The organism is Xenorhabdus eapokensis, assembly GCF_001908105.1.
Genome location: NZ_MKGQ01000148.1, coordinates 1 through 811, shown reverse-complemented (window position 1 = coordinate 811; position 811 = coordinate 1). Strand labels below are relative to the sequence as shown.

Sequence of the window (811 nt, the reverse complement as noted above, 5' to 3'; positions counted from 1 at the left end):
TAGATGCTGTCGTCATGAAATTTTCAGCCAAAGAACAAAGCAACGGATTTGCACAGCGGCAAGAAAAGACGCACTATTTTTTGCATAGCGAGTGGCTATACCACGCCAGCGTTTAAGATGAAGGAAAGCATTTTCAACCAAATGGCGAAGCCGGTAGAGTTCACGATCATATTCTCTGGCGACCTTCCGATTTTTCCGGCTAGGGATCTGGACTTGCATGCCTTGTTGTTCCGCTTTTTCTACTATTGCGTTGCTATCATAGCCCTTGTCCGCCAAGAGATGCTCTGCATTGAGTCCTTCAATTAAGGTCTCAGCTTGTGCACAATCCGCTGTGGTACCGCTTGTAATAACAATTCTGACTGGCATACCATGCGCATCCACGGCCAAATGTATCTTTGTATTGAGCCCCCTTTTGTGAGCCCCATATCCTGATTACCGCCTTTGGCTCCTGCCGCATCGGGATGAACCTTAATATGGCTGGCATCAATCATTAACCACTCGAAATCGGGGTCATTGACCAACTGTTCGAGCAGCTTTTCCCATATACCTTTGTCTCTCCAGCGGCAAAAACGACGGTGGGTATTTTTCCAGTCACCATAATCAGTATGTAGGTCTCGCCAAGGCGCCCCCGTCCGTAAAATCCAAAACACCCCATTGATAAAACGCCGATTATCTTCAGCTACACGCCCCCAAGCGCCTTTACGCCCTGGCAAATGAGGTTCAAGCAGGCTCCAGGCGCGATCTGAAATATCGTGGCGGCGGTGTGCAGGTGTACTCATGGTTAATCGACTCTTATGATGGAATGATGGGG

Annotated in this window: 1 protein-coding gene; it reads right to left on the bottom strand. The window is 48.6% G+C overall.

The genetic code is table 11. The features are described from left to right. Positions 1-12: 12 nt before the first annotated feature. A protein-coding gene (locus Xedl_RS23850; RefSeq protein ID WP_143187517.1) for an IS5 family transposase occupies positions 13-779 on the bottom strand; the annotation gives its coding sequence in 2 pieces (ribosomal slippage) (positions 13-404 and positions 404-779; 768 coding nt in all). Positions 780-811: the final 32 nt, after the last annotated feature.